11 protein-coding genes are annotated in these 16,338 nt (G+C 68.8%); 3 read left to right on the top strand and 8 right to left on the bottom strand.

The features are described 5' to 3' along the window. Positions 1 to 95: 95 nt before the first annotated feature. From ASF94_RS17810 to ASF94_RS17800, 3 genes are all read right to left on the bottom strand, one after another. On the bottom strand, positions 96 to 785 hold the full coding sequence (locus tag ASF94_RS17810) for a response regulator transcription factor (RefSeq protein WP_056669618.1): 690 nt from the start codon (positions 783 to 785) through the stop codon (positions 96 to 98). Between the two features lie 105 nt (positions 786 to 890). Beyond that, the gene (locus tag ASF94_RS17805) at positions 891 to 2,483 is read right to left on the bottom strand and encodes a methyl-accepting chemotaxis protein (RefSeq protein WP_056669615.1); all 1,593 of its coding nucleotides are present in this window, start codon (positions 2,481 to 2,483) and stop codon (positions 891 to 893) included. 140 nt (positions 2,484 to 2,623) lie between these two features. Continuing rightward, positions 2,624 to 3,136, bottom strand: coding sequence for a MarR family winged helix-turn-helix transcriptional regulator (locus tag ASF94_RS17800; protein ID WP_056669597.1), 513 nt, complete (start codon positions 3,134 to 3,136; stop codon positions 2,624 to 2,626). 140 nt (positions 3,137 to 3,276) lie between these two features. Here ASF94_RS17800 and recA point away from each other — a divergent pair, with 140 nt between their 5' ends. The 3 genes from recA (at position 3,277) to ASF94_RS17785 (ending at position 6,389) form a co-directional block, all read left to right on the top strand. Beyond that, positions 3,277 to 4,389 (top strand): recombinase RecA, encoded by a 1,113-nt coding sequence (recA, locus tag ASF94_RS17795; protein ID WP_056669594.1) that lies wholly within the window; start codon positions 3,277 to 3,279, stop codon positions 4,387 to 4,389. 106 nt (positions 4,390 to 4,495) lie between these two features. Next, positions 4,496 to 4,972, top strand: a complete 477-nt coding sequence (gene recX / locus ASF94_RS17790; RefSeq protein ID WP_056669591.1) for a recombination regulator RecX — start codon at positions 4,496 to 4,498, stop codon at positions 4,970 to 4,972. Positions 4,973 to 5,411: 439 nt separating this feature from the next. Further along, on the top strand, positions 5,412 to 6,389 hold the full coding sequence (locus tag ASF94_RS17785) for a tripartite tricarboxylate transporter substrate binding protein (RefSeq protein WP_056669586.1): 978 nt from the start codon (positions 5,412 to 5,414) through the stop codon (positions 6,387 to 6,389). 35 nt (positions 6,390 to 6,424) lie between these two features. Here ASF94_RS17785 and ASF94_RS17780 read toward each other — a convergent pair whose 3' ends face one another. The 5 genes from ASF94_RS17780 to ASF94_RS17760 all read right to left on the bottom strand — a co-directional run bounded on the left by ASF94_RS17780 (position 6,425) and on the right by ASF94_RS17760 (position 16,258). Then, positions 6,425 to 8,809, bottom strand: coding sequence for a DUF1631 family protein (locus ASF94_RS17780; RefSeq protein WP_056669583.1), 2,385 nt, complete (start codon positions 8,807 to 8,809; stop codon positions 6,425 to 6,427). A 167-nt stretch (positions 8,810 to 8,976) separates the two neighbouring features. Next, positions 8,977 to 9,930, bottom strand: coding sequence for a protein translocase subunit SecF (secF, locus tag ASF94_RS17775; RefSeq protein ID WP_056669580.1), 954 nt, complete (start codon positions 9,928 to 9,930; stop codon positions 8,977 to 8,979). A 12-nt stretch (positions 9,931 to 9,942) separates the two neighbouring features. Further along, complete coding sequence (secD, locus tag ASF94_RS17770; protein WP_056669577.1) at positions 9,943 to 11,841, bottom strand: protein translocase subunit SecD; 1,899 nt, start codon at positions 11,839 to 11,841, stop codon at positions 9,943 to 9,945. 164 nt (positions 11,842 to 12,005) lie between these two features. After that, entirely contained in the window at positions 12,006 to 12,341 is a 336-nt protein-coding gene (yajC, locus tag ASF94_RS17765) for a preprotein translocase subunit YajC (protein ID WP_056669574.1), read from the bottom strand. Positions 12,342 to 12,685: 344 nt separating this feature from the next. After that, positions 12,686 to 16,258 (bottom strand): indolepyruvate ferredoxin oxidoreductase family protein, encoded by a 3,573-nt coding sequence (locus tag ASF94_RS17760; RefSeq protein WP_056669571.1) that lies wholly within the window; start codon positions 16,256 to 16,258, stop codon positions 12,686 to 12,688. Positions 16,259 to 16,338 lie beyond the last annotated feature (80 nt).

Here is a 16,338-nt window from a genome sequence, read left to right as displayed (position 1 = left end):
GCCCTGCCGCCGCTCTTCAAGGTGTTTTCATGCCGCAGCGCCCGTCCATCCAGCGCCAGCAGCTATTGAATTCATAGCAACAGATCCGCAACCCGTCAGGCGACCACCCGGTCGGGCGCCACCTTCTCCAGGCAGTAGCCCAGCCCGCGCACGGTGGCGATGCGGATCGGGCCGCTCTCGATCTTCTTGCGCAGGCGGTGGATGTACACCTCGATGGCGTTGTTGCTCACCTCTTCCCCCCACTCGCAGAGCCGGTCCACCAGCTGTTCCTTGCTGACCAGCCGGCCGGCGCGCTGCAGCAGCACCTCCAGCAGGCCCAGCTCGCGCGCCGACAGCTCCACCATCCGGCCGTCGATGGTGGCCACACGGCCGGCCTGGTCGTAGACCAGCGGGCCGTGGCGGATCACGCTGGTGGTGCTGCCCATGCCGCGCCGGGTCAGCGCCCGCACACGCGCTTCCAGCTCCTGCAGCGAGAACGGCTTGGCCATGTAGTCGTCGGCTCCGAAGTCCAGGCCCTTGACGCGCTCGTCCACGCTGTCGGCCGCGGTGAGGATCAGCACCGGCAGCGCCGAGCCCCGGCTGCGCAGGCGCTTGAGCACCTCCAGGCCGTGCAGGCGCGGCAGCCCGAGGTCGAGGATGAGCAGGTCGAATTCGCTGTTGGCCATCAGCGCGGCATCGGCCTCGGTGCCGCTCGCCACATGGTCCACCGCCGCGCCCGAACCGCGCAGGGTGCGCAGCAGGCCATCGGCCAGCACCTGGTCGTCTTCGGCGATAAGGATGCGCATGTGTCGTTGTCTCCTGCTGCGGCCTTGTGCTGTGTCAGGCGCCGTCGCCATGCCGCTTTGCGCCGGATTCTAGGCCGCCAGCGACCGGCGGGTGCGGGCGGATCCTCAGCGCAGCATCGGGGGCCGCGCCGGCACCGGCGCTGCCGAGCCCTGGGTCGCCGCCAGCTTGAACACCGACACGGCCTGCACCAGCTGGTCCGCCTGCATCTTCAGGCTCGACGCGGCTGCCGCGCTCTCTTCGACCAGGGCGGCGTTCTGCTGCGTCACCTGGTCCATCTGCGCCACGGCCTCGCCGACCTGGCTGATGCCTTCGCTTTGCTCGCGCGTGGCGATGCTGATCTCCGCCACGATGGTCGCCACCCGCTGGATCGACTGCTCCAGCTCGCGCATGGTGTCGCCCGCCCGGTGGGCCTGGGCCGAGCCCTGGCCGACGCGCTCGACGCTGGTGCCGATCAGGCCCTTGATCTCCTTGGCGGCGTCGGCGCTGCGCTGCGCGAGCGTGCGCACCTCCGACGCGACCACGGCGAAGCCGCGCCCCTGCTCGCCCGCCCGCGCCGCCTCCACCGCCGCGTTCAGCGCCAGGATGTTGGTCTGGAAGGCGATGGCGTCCACCACGCCGATGATCTCGGCAATGCGCTGGGACGCCTCCTCGATGCTCTTCATGGTGCCGACCATGCCGCTCACGGCCTCGCCGCTGCGCTGCGCCACGGCGGAGGCCTCGGTCGCCAGCTGGGCGGCGCGCTGCACGCCATCGGCGTTCTGGCGCACGGTGGAGCTGAGCTCCTCCATCGACGCGGCGGTTTCCTCCAGCGACGAGGCCTGCTGCTCGGTGCGGCCCGACAGGTCGTTGTTGCCCTGCTGGATTTCCGCACTCGCCGTGGCCACGCCGCCGGCCGCGCCGTGCACCGAGCCGACCACCTGCGCCAGGCTGGCGCGCATGTCGCTCAGCGCCTGCATCAGCTGCGCGGCCTCGTCCTTGCCCTGCACCGCGATGTCCATCGACAGATCGCCCGCAGCCACCCCGCGCGCCACCTGCACGGCCGCCGCAAGGGGGCGGGTGATCTGGCGCGTGATCCACCAGGCGAGCAGCACCGCCACGCTGACGGCCGCGAGCAGCATGACCAGCAGGATGACCTGCGCGCGGACGAACACGCGCTCCGCATCCTTGTGGGCATCGTCGCCCCCGCGCCGGTTGATCTCCGCCAGCTGGCCGAGCACCTGGACCATGGCCTCGAAGCGCTTGTCGGACTCGCCCAGGAACAGCTCCACCTTGCCATCCCGCGCATCGAAAGGCAGCTCCATCATGCGGCGCTGCACGTTCAGGTATTCGTCGCGGTCGGCCTGGTAGACCCCGTAGGCCTTGCGCTCCTCGCCCTCGTTGATGAGGGGCTCGTACACCTTCTCCGCGTCTCGCAGCTGGACGCGGCGCTTTTCCAGCTCGGCCTTGAGCCGATCGTGGCCGGCCGGCGTGGTCTGCAGCAGCGCCTCGCTTTCAGCCCGGCGCAGCCGGTTGGCCATCACGCGGATATTGCCGACTGCCTGGATGCTCGGCAGCCAGTTGTCGCCCAGTTCCTCGGCGCTGAAGTTGATGCGCACCATCTGGTTCCAGGACACCGCGCCCAGCACGATGGTGATCAGGGTGGTGATGGCGAAGGCGAGCGCCAGCTTGGCGCCCATGCGAAGGTGGTGGAGATTCATGGCAAGGCCCGTGGGAGATGTGCCACTTATTACACATCCTCACAGGTAACGGTGCACTTTCCGCGAGCGCGCCATTGCAGCGTGGCAATTCGTAGACACCTGGAGGGGTGACTGGCGCAAAGCGGGCAGTGCCTGGCGCGTCAGTCCATCCAGGCATCGGCCCCTGCATACGCCTCCAGCCCGATGGCCACCACCACGGCCACGTCCTGCCCGACCGCTTCCCGAAATTCCGACTCGGTCTGCGCCACGGCGCGCCGGAAGGCCTGCAGCCAGGCCAGGCCGGTCTGGGTGAAGCACACACGGCGGGCACGGGCGTCGGCCGGGTCGGGCAGGCGCTGCACCAGGCCCCAGGCTTCGCACTGGTCCACCAGGCTGGCCATGGCCTGCTTGGTCATGCCCGCGCGCCGGGCCAGGTCGGTCAGCCGGTCGCCTTCGAGGGCGAGATGGCGTGTGATGTGGATGTGCGCGGCACTGACCTGGTCGCGCGCCGCCAGGTTGGAGAGGGCCAGCGGCACCTCCACGTCGTGCGCCATCAGCTGCAGCACGCGGGCGTCGAACCGGCGCATGGCGTGGCCCAGCAACCGCCCCAGATGCGTCTGGCGCCAGCCGTCGTCCGATGCGGTCGCGGAGGGAAAAACAGCGAAATCGACCATCCCGATATTGTCAGCCAAACTGACCAAAATAGTGTTTGAAATAAAACGACCGCGCCATAAACTACTGTTCAAGCATCCAGCCCGCCACCCGCGGCGCCCGGGATGAAACGCATAACCCATTGTTTTCACAGGAGTTTTCCATGGACGTCGCCGTCAAGAACCCCAACCCCGCCCAACCCGTCAACACCGAGAAAGCCAAGGCCCTCCAAGCCGCTCTGGCGCAGATCGAGAAGCAGTTCGGCAAGGGAACGATCATGCGCCTGGGCGAAGGCGAAGTGATCGAGGACATCCAAGTCGTCTCCACCGGCTCCCTGGGGCTGGACGTGGCCCTCGGCGTGGGCGGTCTGCCACGCGGCCGGGTGGTCGAGATCTACGGCCCGGAAAGCTCGGGCAAGACCACGCTGACGCTGCAGGTTATCGCGCAGATGCAGAAGATCGGCGGCCAGTGCGCCTTCGTCGATGCCGAACATGCGCTGGACGTGCAGTACGCCCAGAAGCTGGGCGTGCAACTGTCCGACCTCCTGATCAGCCAGCCCGACACCGGCGAGCAGGCGCTCGAGATCGTCGACAGCCTGGTGCGCTCGGGTGCCGTCGATCTGATCGTCATCGACTCGGTCGCCGCGCTGACGCCCAAGGCCGAAATCGAAGGCGAGATGGGCGACGCCCTGCCGGGCCTGCAGGCCCGCCTGATGAGCCAGGCGCTGCGCAAGCTCACCGCCACGATCAAGAAGACCAATTGCATGGTCATCTTCATCAACCAGATCCGCATGAAGATCGGCGTGATGTTCGGCAGCCCCGAAACCACGACCGGCGGCAATGCGCTGAAGTTCTACGCCTCGGTGCGGCTGGACATCCGCCGCACCGGCACCATCAAGAAGGGCGACGAAGCCATCGGCAACGAAACCAAGGTGAAGGTGGTGAAGAACAAGGTCAGCCCGCCGTTCAAGACGGCCGAGTTCGACATCCTGTTCGGCGAAGGCATCAGCCGCGAGGGCGAGATCATCGACATGGGCGTGGAAGCGCGCATCGTTGAAAAGAGCGGCGCCTGGTATGCCTACAAGGGCGAGAAGATCGGCCAGGGCCGTGACAACGCGCGTGAATTCCTGCGCGAGAACCCCGACCTCGCCGTCGAGATCGAGAACAAGGTGCGCGAAGGCCTGGGCATCGCCCTGCTGCCGGGCGGCACGCCGGCCGCCGACGGCAAGCCCGAGAAGGCGCCCAAGGCGGAGAAGGCCGACAAGGCGGACAAGTAACCCGGCCTGGAGGGGCCGGCCGCCCTGGCGGCCGACCCATTCCTGGCATGAAAACAGGCTGCAGCGCTTGATTGACAAGCGCCTGCAGCTATTTTTTTAATAGCAAATGGGTTTCACCACGTTATCGCTCAAGGGCCGCGCGCTGCGACTGCTGGCGCAGCGCGAGCATTCCCGCGCCGAACTGCAGACCAAGCTGGCCCGGCACGTGCAGGAGGGCGAAGACCTGGCCGCCGTGCTCGACGAGCTGGAGGCCAAGGACTTCATCAATCCGGCCCGCGTCGCCGATTCGGTGGTGCACCGCCGCGCGCCCCGGCTGGGCACCCAGCGCGTGCTACAGGAACTGCGCAGCAAGGGCCTGGACGAAGCGCTGGTGCGCGCCGCCGCCGAGCGCCTGAAGGACACCGAGCTCGACCGCGCCCGCGAGGTCTGGCGCCGCCGCTTCGACGGTCCACCGCAGGATCTGAAGGAACGCGCGCGGCAGACGCGCTTCCTCATGACGCGGGGCTTTGGCGGAGACACGGTGCGCAAGGTATTGAACGGCACCGCAGGCCGTCACGACGACGAAGACGCCGGGGTGGATTGAGGTCAGGCCTCGCGCAGGCGGCAGCGATGGCCGGAGTGGTGGTGCGGACCTGCGAGCACGCCGCTTCGCGCTTGCGCAGGTGCACGCGGCGCGGTGCTGCGTGCAGCCCCGCCACAGCCGGACCAAGCCAGCCAGCCATGCCATGCCATGCCATGCCATGCCATGCCATGCCGCTGCGGCATAACAGCCAGCGCGGGGTGGTGCTAGCCAGGCCCGCAGGGCGCCGGCATAGTGCGGCTGACATCGGCCGGCGCTCCTTGTTTCCGCTGTCCGTCTCCATCTCCACTTCGGCGCTGCAACCCCAGTGCCAGCCGGCCCCGCCGATGTCGCTGCGCTGGCCTGCCGGCGTGCCGGTCCGCGGCCGGCCCTGGCGCAGACCTGTCCAGCCCGAACGGAGCTTTCTTCACCGACCGTGCCGCGACCCCGAGGGCTTTCTTCCATGCACATTCAAAGACGCCAGGCCTGCGGCGCCCTGCTGGGGTTGGCCCTGGCTTCCCGGCCCACCTGGGCCCAACCCCTGTCCTCGCGGCCGATCCGCATCGTGGTGCCGTTCGGCCCGGGCGGCGTGGCCGACCTGACGGTGCGCAGCGTGGCGCAGGCCATGGCCGCCTCGATGGGCCAGAGCATCGTGGTGGACAACAAACCCGGCGCCGGCGGCGTGGTCGCCGCCACCGCAGTCGCCACGGCCCCGCCGGACGGCCACACCCTGCTGCTGATGTCCAACGGCACGGCGGTGAGCGCCGGCCTCTTCGCCACGCTGCCCTACGACACCCTGAAGGATTTCGCACCCATTTCCACGCTGGGCACGTTCGATCTGGCGGTGCTGGTGGCGGCGAACAGCCGGCTGGCCTCGCTGCAGGCGCTGATCGCGGAGGCCAGGGCCCGGCCCGGCCAGCTCAACGTCGGCACCGTCCAGATCGGCAGCACGCAGCAGCTGGCGGCCGAATGGCTCAAGAGCACGCTGGGCATCGAAGTGCAGGTGGTGCCCTTCAACGGCACGCCCGCCGTGGTCACCGCGCTGCGGGGCGGCCAGGTCGATGCGGCGGTGGAGATCCTCGCGCCGGTGATGCCGCAGGTGACCGGCAAGGCGTTGCGCGCGCTGGCGGTGATGGGCGCACGCCGCTTTGCGTCGCTGCCCGAGGTTCCGACCGTGGCCGAAAGCGATGCCGCGGCCCGGGGCTTCGACGTGGCTTCATGGAACGCCCTGGCGGCACCGGCCCGCACCCCGCCGGAGGTGATCGCCCGCCTGAACCGGGAAGTCCAGGCCGCGCTGGCCCGGCCTGCGCTGCGGCGGCAGCTGCAGGGGCTGGGCGTGGAGCCCCGGGGCGGCACGCCGGCCGAGCTGGCCACGCTGCTGGCGGGCGAGATCCGCCGCTGGAGCGGTGTGATCGACCGGACCGGCATTCCGAAGCAGTAGCGGCGAACGGCCGTCGCGCCGCGAACCCGCTCAGCTCAGCTCAGCAGGCGCTCCGGGTTCGCGTCGATCTTGGCCAGCGCGTCGCGCGTGGCGCGGGTGGTGATGCCTTCGTCGTCCTGCCCCACCAGCAGGCCGGCCTGCAGATAGGCGCCCAGCCGTTGCAGTTGCAGCAGGTAGCTGCTGCCATCGGTGGTGGCGAACAGGTGCAGCTGCTTGCGCTCGCTCTGCCAGATGTACTGCACCTGGGCCGACACGCCGCTGTGGTCCAGCGTGTACCAGTTGCCGAGCGGCAGCTGATGCGCCCAGGCCAGCATCTCGGGCTGCACCGCCGTGCCGTTGTCCGCCATCACATGGATCGACGACGCATCGATGCCCAGCAGCATCTCGATGCTGTCGGTGTTGAGCGGCATCTCGCCGAGCGTGGCATCGGTGAGGTAGTCCTCCAAGTGCGCCAGCCGACGCGCGATGGCGTCGATCTGCACCTGCGGGATGGAGGCCGTCTTGGAGAGGAAGGCGTCGGTGAGCGTGTCGGTCAGCACCTTCACCTGTGCGTCCTGCGCCTCGCCGTGCGTGCCGATCAGCGCCAGCCCGCGCCGCACGTGCTGCAGCAGCGAGGGCAGCGCCTGAATGACCTTGGCGCGGTCCGAGCGCTGCGGCTTGGCGCTGGCGGCCCACACCAGGTCGGCCGCCGTCTGCTTGAGCACGGTCGTGTCGGCATGCTGCGGGCCATCGCGCACGGCCGACATCGCCAGGACCTCGGCCCAGGTCTTGAACAGGAATTCGCGGAGCTCGTCGCGCACCGGCATGTCCTTGAGCATGGTGCGCAGCTCGATGGTGTACTGGATCGCCAGCGCCTCCTTCTGCTCGACCTGCTGCGCAACGGTGACCAGCCGGGCGGTGGTCTGCTTCTCGGTCAGGAACCGGGAGAGGAACTTCTCGAATTCGTCATACACCAGCTGGAACACGCGCTGGCCGGTTTCGGGATACTGCTCGATCACCTGCACCACGCGGCGGATCTCGGCCTCCATGGCGCTGCCGCTGATGGCCGAAGCGTCGAAGCCCAGCACCACGGCGCCCATGCGGTCGATCAGCTGCCGCGCGGGATGGCTGAGGTTGCTGAAGAATTCGGGCTCGGCCAGCGCCACGCGCAGCACCGGCACCTGCAGCCGGGCGAACCAGACCCGCACCGACGGCGGAATGCGGTCCTCGCTCAGGATGCTCTGGAACATCAGCGCCACCACTTCGATGATCGCCTTTTCGCTGGGCGTGCCGGCTTTTTTCTTCAGCTCCGCCGAGCGCTCGCGCACCTCGCCCGCCAGCCGCACCACGGCGACCGGGCTGTCATCGGGCACCAGGGTGCCACCGCCACCGCCGCCGTAGTAGCTGTCGGCCTGCATGCGCTGCGCGGCGAGCGCCTGCGCCAGCGCCGCCGAGGCGGGTGTGGCCAGGGCGCCGCCGGCCACCCCGGCCGGCCGGGTGGCGCCGGGCGCGGCCACCGCGCCGAAGGCCGCAGGGTCGATCCCTGTGCCGGGCTGGATCAGCAGCCGGCGCAGCTGGCTCATCACGCCCTGGGCACGCTGTCGCGCCCGCACCAGCGGCGTCGCGAACGAGCCCGGCACCTGCCCGCCCAGCGCGCTCGCCTGGCTGTACCCGGAACGCCGCGCGGCGATGGCCTCCCGCGAGGCCGCCAGCATCTGGCTGGCGAGCCCCCCCGCCGCGGACTGCGGCGGCGCCATCGGGGCTGCGCCGGTGGCGGGTGCCTCGGGCGCGCGGCGCACGCGGGCGCGCAGGTCGCCGTCCGCATGCACGCCCTGGGCGTTGAGAAAGGCCACGGTCTCCTGGCACTGTGCCTGCAGCAGTTCCGACAGCCCCTTTTGCAGCGGGTCCAGGACCAGTTGCAGGTCCGCCCGCGGCAGGCCTACGTGCACCCACTGGTCCAGCACGGCGAGGCACAGCACGTCGGCCCGCAGGATGTCGTGGGCGTCCGGCTCCTGCCCCTCCAGCTGCAGGACGAGCTGGCGCAGCATGTCGTAGTGGCTGCCGGCATGTTCCGCCACGACCAGCGCCATGCGCGAGGCGAAAATCTTGTTCTCGACCACATCGTCGCTGACCAGCTCCAGGCTGTCAGGGGCGAAAGACAGGGGGCCGGACGAGGTGGTGACCAGCGGCGCCAGGCTGCTGCGCCAGGCCAGCGCCAGCCCCTCGATCCATTTCGCACGGAAGAGCTGGTAGCGCCTGCCCGCCTCGCGGTGGTTCTGCACCACGGCCTGGGAGGCCGTGAGGGAGGGCATCTCGTTGAAGAATTCGAGCAGCCGCCGGTCGAGCGCCGCCAGCCCGGCGCACAGACCCTCCGCGAACCGGTGCCGTGCCAGACGGGTCAGGCGGCGTGGCGGGACGGGAGGCGACGTGGCGGCGGGCATACGCGTTCGATCTTAGTCGCGCGGGCCGCGCGGCCGAAAGCGTGGTGAACCCTCGCACGCGGAATGCCGGCTCAGCGGCGCGCGCCGGCCGGGTGCGGCGCGGCCGCTGGACCGGCACGCCCACGAGGGCTGGGCGAGCACGGTCACTGGGGAAGAACGGGAAAAGGTCAGACCGCCGCGCCGGCGTTCGGATCGTTCGGGTCGCCTTCCTTGCGCGCCGGTGTCTTCACCAGGTCTTCGCGCTTCACGCCCAGCCACATGGCGATGGCCGCAGCCACGAACACCGACGAGTAGATGCCGAACAGGATGCCGATGGTCAGCGCCAGCGCGAAGTAGTGCAGGCTCGGGCCGCCGAAGAAGAACATCGACAGCACCACCGCCTCGGTCGAGGCGTGGGTGATGATGGTGCGGCTCATCGTGCTGGTGATGGCGTGGTCGATCACCTCGTGCGTGTTCATCTTGCGGTACTTGCGGAAGGCCTCGCGGATCCGGTCGAAGATCACGACGGATTCGTTGACCGAATACCCCAGCACCGCCAGCACGCCCGCCAGCACGGCGAGCGAGAACTCCCACTGGAAGAACGCGAAGAAGCCCAGGATGATGACCACGTCGTGCAGGTTGGCGATCACCGCCGCCACGCCGAACTTCCATTCGAAGCGGAAGGCCAGGTAGATCACGATGCCCAGCACCACCACGCCCAGGGCCATCAGGCCGCCGTGCACCAGTTCCTCGCCCACCTGCGGGCCGACGAATTCGGTGCGGCGCAGCGTCACATCGGGGTCGGCCGCCTTCAGGGCGCCCAGCACCTGCTCGCTCTGCTGGGCGGAGGTGACGCCCTTTTGCACCGGCAGGCGGATCATCACGTCGCGCGATGTGCCGAAGTTCTGCACGATGACTTCCGGATAGCCCAGCTTGGTGACCGTGTCGCGCACCTTGCCGATGTCGGCGGTCTGCGTGTAGGCCACCTCCATCACCGTGCCGCCGGTGAACTCCACCGACAGGTGCAGCCCGCGGGTGACCAGGAAGAACACCGCCAGTGCGAACGTCAGGAAGGAAATCGCGTTGAGGACCAACGCGTACTTCATGAACGGGATGTCTTTTTTGATGCGGAAAAATTCCATGGATCTGCTCCCTCAGACGTTCTTGGCAACGGTGCCGGTGCCAGGAACCGCATCGGACGCCGGCTTCCACACCTGGCCGATGGACACGCTCTTGAGCTTCTTCTTGCGGCCATACCAGAGGTTCACCAGGCCGCGCGAGAAGAACACGGCCGAGAACATGCTGGTCAGGATGCCGATGCAGTGCACCACGGCGAAGCCGCGCACCGGGCCGGAACCGAAGGCCAGCAGCGCCAGGCCGGCGATCAGGGTGGTGACGTTGGAGTCGAGGATGGTCGCCCAGGCGCGCTCGTAGCCCGCATGGATGGCCGCCTGCGGCGCCACGCCGGCCCGCAGTTCTTCGCGGATGCGCTCGTTGATCAGCACGTTGGAGTCGATGGCGACGCCCAGCGCCAGCGCCAGCGCGGCGATGCCGGGCAGCGTCAGCGTGGCCTGCAGCATCGACAGGATGGCCAGCAGCAGCAGCACGTTCACCGACAGGGCGATGGACGAGATCACGCCGAAGAGCGCGTAGTAGATGCACATGAACACCGAGATGGCGACGAAGCCCCAGACCACGCTGTGGATGCCGCGCTGGATGTTGTCTTCGCCCAGGCTCGGGCCGATGGTGTATTCCTCGATGATTTCCATCGGCGCGGCCAGCGAGCCGGCGCGCAGCAGCAGCGAGGTGTCGTTGGCTTCCGCCGTGGTCATGCGGCCGGAGATCTGCACGCGGCCCCCGCCGATCTCGCTGCGGATGACCGGCGCGGTGACGACTTCGCCCTTGCCCTTTTCGAACAGCACGATGGCCATGCGCTTGCCGATGCTCTCGCGCGTGACGTCGCGGAAGATGCGCGAGCCCTTGGCGTCGAGCGTCAGGTTGACGGTGGCTTCCTGCGTCTGGCCGTCGAAGCCGGGTTGCGCGTCGGTCAGGTTCTCGCCGGTCAGGATGACCTGCTTCTTGACGATGATCGGCTGGCCGTTGCGGTCCAGGTACTTCTCGGAGCCGAACGGCACGGGGCCGGAGCCCATTTCGGCGGAGCGCGCATCGGCGCCCTCGTCCACCATGCGCACTTCCAGCGTGGCGGTGCGGCCCAGGATGTCCTTGGCCTTGGCCGTGTCCTGCACGCCGGGCAGCTGCACGACGATGCGGTCCAGGCCCTGCTGCTGGATCACCGGCTCGGCCACGCCGAGTTCGTTGATCCGGTTGTGCAGCGTGGTCATGTTCTGCTTGAGCGCCTGCTCCTGCACCTTGCGCACCGCTTCGGGCTTGATGGTGGCGCGCAGCAAGAAGCCGCTGCCGTCCGGCGTGCTGGTGGTCTGCAGGTCCTGGAACTGGTCGGAGACCAGGTTGCGCGCGGCCGTGAGCGTGGCTTCGTCGCGCACGCGGATGTCCACCGTCTGGCCGTCGCGGCTGATGCCGCCATGGCGGATGTTCTTGTCGCGCATGGTGGTGCGCAGGTCGCCGGCAAGCGACTCGGCCCGCTTGGTCAGCGCGGCCTGCATGTCCACCTGCAGCATGAAGTGCACGCCGCCGCGCAGGTCCAGTCCCAGATACATGGGGCGCGCGTGCAGCGCGGTCAGCCAGGCGGGCGAGCGCGACACCAGGTTCAGCGCCACGATGTAGGGCGGATCGTTCGCGTCGGGGACCAGGGCGCGCTGGATGGCGTCCTTGGCCTTGAGCTGGTTGTCGGGCGTGTCGAAGCGCGCGCGCACCGAGTTGCCTTCCAGCACGATCTGGTCGGCGGTGACGCCCGCCGCCTTCAGCGCCGCTTCCACGCGCTGCTGCACGGCCGTGTCCACCTTGACAGTCGCCTTGGCCGACGAGACCTGCACCGCAGGCGCCTCACCGAAGAAATTGGGCAGGGTGTAGAGCACCCCCACCAGCAGGACGATCACCAGGATCGCGTACTTCCAGACCGGGTAACGGTTCATGATCGCGCTCTTTACTCAGTTATCCAGGCGCTGCGTGCGCCGAGCCCCCTCTTGCCAGCGGGCGCCGTGGAACTGGCTCTGCCAGGCCACTGGCGCCGTCCCCCTTCCCATCACGCAGTGATGAGAGAAGGGGGAAGCGGCGCAGCCGCTCAGGGGGTTGTGCTTTACTTCACCGTGCCCTTGGGCAGCACTTGCGCCACGGCGCTGCGCTGAACCTGCACTTCCACGCCCGAGGCGATCTCCAGGTGCAGATAGCCTTCAGAGAGGCGCGACACGCGGCCCAGCAGGCCGCCGGAGGTCGCCACCTCGTCGCCCTTGGCGATGGCTTCGATCATGGCGCGGTGTTCTTTCTGGCGCTTCATCTGGGGGCGGATCATGATGAAGTACAGCACCACGAACATGAGCACCAGCGGCAGCATGCCGGTGAGCGAGCCCATCAGGCCGCCGCCGGTGGCGGTGGCGGCAGGGGCGGTCTGGGCGAAGGCGGAAGAAATGAACACGGCGGGAAGCTCCACGGAGTGAGGGGTCGATTCGGACGCCCGCGCTGCGGCCAACGCGGCTCGGCGGGCGTAACCAGCCATTGTATTCGGCGCCGCCGAAAGGGGCCCGCCTTAACCCGCGCCCTGCCGGGCTTTGGCCAGGACGGCGACCGGCCAGGGCAAAGAGTTCTCGCCAGAACAGCCTGCAGCGCCCGTCGATCAAGCGCATTCTGCTATTATTTTAATAGCAAATCCGGCAGATCCACGCACCGGAACCGCTCTGCGCCGTGGCGGTACGCGGGCCTCGCGGCGCCGCTACCGATCAGGTCGGGCCATCCTGGCCGCGCGCTCAGGCCGTCAGGCCGTCAGGCCGTCAGGCGTTCGGCCTGCGGGTTGCGCCACCGCGCCATCAGCCCCGCCCACTGCGGCCGCACGGCCTTCAAGTGGCGCTCCTTGACGTGGCCGTAGCCGCGGATGCCTTCGGGCAGGCTGGCGATCTCCACGGCCAGCGGCAGGCGGTCGGCCGTCAGCCCGGCGATCACCTCGTCGATGGCGGCGCGGTACTCGCCGATCAGCGCGCGCTCGGTGCGGCGCTCCTCGGTGCGGCCGAACGGGTCGAGCGCCGTGCCGCGCAGGCCTTTGAGCCGGGCCAGCACCGCGAAGGCGCGGCGCATCCAGGGGCCGTAGGCCTGCTTGACCAGCTCGCCCTTGTCGTTCTTCTTCGCCGTGAGCGGCGGCGCCAGGTGGTGCACCACGCGGTAGTCGCCCTCGAACATGCCGTCGATCTTCGCGGCGAAGGCGGCGTCGGTGTGCAGCCGGGCGACTTCGTACTCGTCCTTGTACGCCATCAGCTTGAAGAGGTAGCGGGCCACGGCTTCGGTCAGCCGCGTGGCGGGCGAAGCGCCCAGCCGCGCTTCCGCCGCCTGCACCTTGCCGACGAAGGCCTGGTACTCGGCCGCATAGGCGGCGTTCTGGTAGGCGGTGAGGAACTCCACGCGCCGGGCGACCATTTCCGCCAGGCCGGGCTTCTTCACGAACTGGATGACCTGCGCGGCCTTGAACAGCGCCTGCACCGATGCCAGGTCGTGCGCGCAGCGGCGGCCCCATTCGAAGGCAGCCTGGTTGTTCTCGATCTGCACGCCGTTCAGCTCCATCGCCCGCATCAGCGCGGCATGCGACAGCGGCACGCGGCCCTGCTGCCAGGCGTAGCCCAGCATCAGCGGGTTGGTGTAGATGCTGTCGCCCAGCAGCTGCACGGCCACCTGGTCGGCGTCGAACGCGCCCATGCCGCCCTGCCCCACGGTGCCGGCAATGGCGGCTTCGCAGCTGCCGGCCGGGAACTGCCAGTCGGGGTTGTGCACGAAGGACGCCGAGGGCGTGCCATGCGTGTTCAGCGCCACGTACGTGCGGCCGGGCTGCATGGCGGCCAGCGTGGTCTTGGTGGCGGCGACGATGGGGTCGCAGCCGATGATGAGGTCGGCCTTGGCGGTGTCCACCTTGGTGGTGTAGATGGCGTCGGGCCGGTTGGCGATCTGGATGTGGCTCCAGGTGGCGCCGCCCTTTTGCGCGAGGCCGGCGGAGTCCTGCGTGACCACGCCCTTGCCGTCCAGGTGCGCGGCCATGCCCAGCAGCGAGCCGATGGTGATCACGCCCGTGCCGCCCACGCCGGCCACCACGATGCCCCAGGCGCTCTCGGCCACCGGCAGCACGGGTTCGGGGATCGGCGGCAGCAGCGACAGGTCGCCCTTCTTTTCTTTCTTCGGCTTCTTCAGCTTGCCGCCTTCGACGGTGACGAAGCTGGGGCAGAAGCCCTTCACGCAGGAATAGTCCTTGTTGCAGCTGTTCTGGTTGATGCGGCGCTTGCGGCCGAATTCGGTCTCGACCGGCTCGACCGACAGGCAGTTGGACTGCACCGAGCAGTCGCCGCAGCCCTCGCACACCAGTTCGTTGATGACGACGGTCTTGTCGGGCGTGGCCAGGGTGCCGCGCTTCCTGCGGCGGCGCTTTTCGGTGGCGCAGGTCTGGTCGTAGATGATGGCCGTGCAGCCGGGAATCTCGCGCAGTTCGCGCTGGATGCGGTCGAGCTCGTCGCGGTGGTGCACCGTCACGCCGTCGGCCAGCGCCACGCCGCTGTATTTCTGCGGCTCGTCGGTCACGATGACCAGCTTGGCCACGCCCTCGGCTTTCAGGCTGGCCATGATCCGCAGCACCGAATGGCCTTCGGGCCGCTCGCCCACCTGCTGGCCGCCGGTCATGGCGACGGCGTCGTTGTAGAGCACCTTGTAGGTGATGTTGGTGCCCGCCGCGATGCTCTGGCGGATGGCCAGCAGCCCGCTGTGGAAGTAGGTGCCGTCGCCCAGGTTGGCGAACACGTGGTTCTCGGTGGTGAACGGCGCCTGGCCCACCCAGGTCACGCCCTCGCCGCCCATCTGCGTGAAGGTGGACGTGTTGCGGTCGGGCATCCAGTTGACCATGTAGTGGCAGCCGATGCCGGCCACGGCGCGCGAGCCCTCGGGCACGCGGGTGCTGGTGTTGTGCGGGCAGCCGCTGCAGAACCAGGGCGTGCGGTCGCCCGTTTCGGCCTTCAGCTCGGCCATGCCGCGCTCGCGCGCGTCGATCACGGCCAGGCGCTCGTCCATGCGCGCGGCCACGTCGGCCGGCACGCCCAGTTTCTTGAGGCGCTTGGCGATGGCGCGGGCGATGATGGCGGGGGTCAGGTCGGCCTTGGGGCGCAGCAGCCAGTTCTGGCTGGGGTTGGGCATGCTCCACTCGCCGCCGGAGTTGTCGCCCGGCACCTCGTCGAACTTGCCCAGCACGTTGGGGCGCACGTCGGCGCGCCAGTTGTAGAGCTCTTCCTTCAGCTGGTATTCGATGACCTGGCGCTTTTCCTCGACCACCAGGATCTCCTGCAGCCCCTGCGCGAAGTCGCGGGTGATCGTCGCCTCCAGCGGCCAGACCACGTTGACCTTGTGCAGGCGGATGCCCAGCTGGTGGCAGACATCGTCTTCCAGCCCCAGGTCGATGAGCGCCTGGCGCGTGTCGTTGAAGGCCTTGCCGCTGGCGATGATGCCGAAGCGGTCCTGCGGGCCGGCGATGACGTTGTAGTTGAGTTTGTTGGCGCGGATGTATGCGAGGGCCGCATACCACTTGTAGTCCATGAGCCGCGCTTCCTGCTCCAGCGGCGCGTCGGGCCAGCGGATGTGCAGGCCGCCGGGCGGCATGGCGAAGTCTTCGGGCAGCACGATCTTCACGCGGTCCGGGTCCACCGAGACGCTGCTGGACGACTCCACCACCTCCTGGATCGTCTTCATGCCCGACCACACGCCCGAGAAGCGGCTCATGGCGAAGGCATGCAGCCCCATGTCCAGGATGTCCTGCACGCTGCTGGGAAAGAACACCGGCAGGCCGCAGGCCTTGAAGATGTGGTCGCTCTGGTGCGGCGCCGTGCTGCTCTTGCTGATGTGGTCGTCGCCCGCGATGGCGATCACGCCGCCGTGCTTCGAGGTGCCGGCCATGTTGGCGTGCTTGAACACGTCCGAGCAGCGGTCCACGCCCGGGCCCTTGCCGTACCAGATGCCGAACACGCCGTCGAACTTCTTCGACTGGGGGTACAGGTCCAGCTGCTGCGTGCCCCAGACGGCGGTGGCGCCCAGTTCTTCGTTCACCCCCGGCTGGAAGACGATGTTGTTGGCCGCCAGGTGCTTCTTGGCCGACCACAGCGCCTGGTCGTAGGTGCCGAGCGGGCTGCCGCGGTAGCCGCTGATGAAGCCGGCGGTGTTCAGGCCGGCCATGGCGTCGCGCTGGCGCTGCAGCATGGGCAGGCGGACCAGGGCCTGCACGCCGCTCATGAAGGCGCGGCCTTCAGGTAGCGCGTATTTGTCGTCAAGAGTCACTGTCTCGATCGCGCGGCGGATGTGCTCTGGCAGCGGGGCGTTCATGGGGTTTTTCCTATCGTGGTGGGCGGCGCTTCGTGGGCGCTGGGGTCGGGCACGCGCCGGGTCGGCAGGCGCCCTGGTGC

Source organism: Acidovorax sp. Leaf160 (assembly GCF_001424265.1).
Lineage (GTDB): Bacteria > Pseudomonadota > Gammaproteobacteria > Burkholderiales > Burkholderiaceae_C > Paracidovorax.
The sequence above is the reverse complement of the archived record's forward strand: the minus strand, read 5'-3'. Positions and strand labels throughout refer to the sequence as shown.